The organism is Promicromonospora kroppenstedtii DSM 19349 (assembly GCF_000515355.1).
Taxonomy (GTDB): Bacteria; Actinomycetota; Actinomycetes; order Actinomycetales; family Cellulomonadaceae; genus Promicromonospora; species Promicromonospora kroppenstedtii.
The window spans coordinates 1-673 of the sequence record NZ_KI911659.1; the positions used below are offsets into that span (position 1 = coordinate 1).

Sequence of the window (673 nt, forward strand, 5' to 3'; positions counted from 1 at the left end):
GGGCGGGCCGGCGGCGGGCACAGGGGGACCGGCCGCCTCGTCCTCGTCGGCGCCCGCGGGGCCGTCGTCCGCCGCCTCCTCGTCCTCTTCGTCCTCTTCCTCGTCCGAGCCCTCCTCGTCCTCGGCGTCGCCCGAGTTGCCCGACCGGACCACCGATCCCGTGACGTCGACCGCGTTGAGGCCGCTGGAGTCGGTGTCGCCCGTGTTCGCGTTGATCTGACCGTCCCGGCCCAGGAACACGTTGGAGTCGTCGTACGTGACCACCTGGTCGTCGCCGACGACGCTGACCGAGTGGTCCTCGAAGCCGCTGATGGCCATGGACCGCCCGGAACCCGGCCCGGACCCGAGGAACATGCCTCCGAACGTGTCGTTCCGGTGCGTGCCCGACGCCGACAGGGGTGTCGCCGGCGCGGGCCCGGACACTGACCGGCCGGACCGTAGGTCGGAGCCCGTGGACCCGAGCGCGAGCACGCCGCTCGACGAGACCGCGCCGGTGTTCGCCACCAGCTGCCCGTCGGCGCCGACGTAGACGATCGAGCCGTCCGCAGCGAGCACCTGGTAGCTGACCCGGCGCCCCTGCACGATCACCGGCACGGCGGCCGTGCCTGGTCCCGTCACCTGGGACGTCGACGACGGGTGGATCCCTGCCGTCAGCGCCGGCGCGGACCCGCCG

Annotated in this window: 1 protein-coding gene; it reads right to left on the reverse strand. The window is 73.8% G+C overall.

Going from position 1 to position 673, the window contains the following annotated elements; translation table 11 throughout:
* The coding region (locus PROKR_RS11595) for a hypothetical protein (protein ID WP_036963322.1) at positions 1-618 on the reverse strand (618 nt) is incomplete at its 3' end.
* Positions 619-673: the final 55 nt, after the last annotated feature.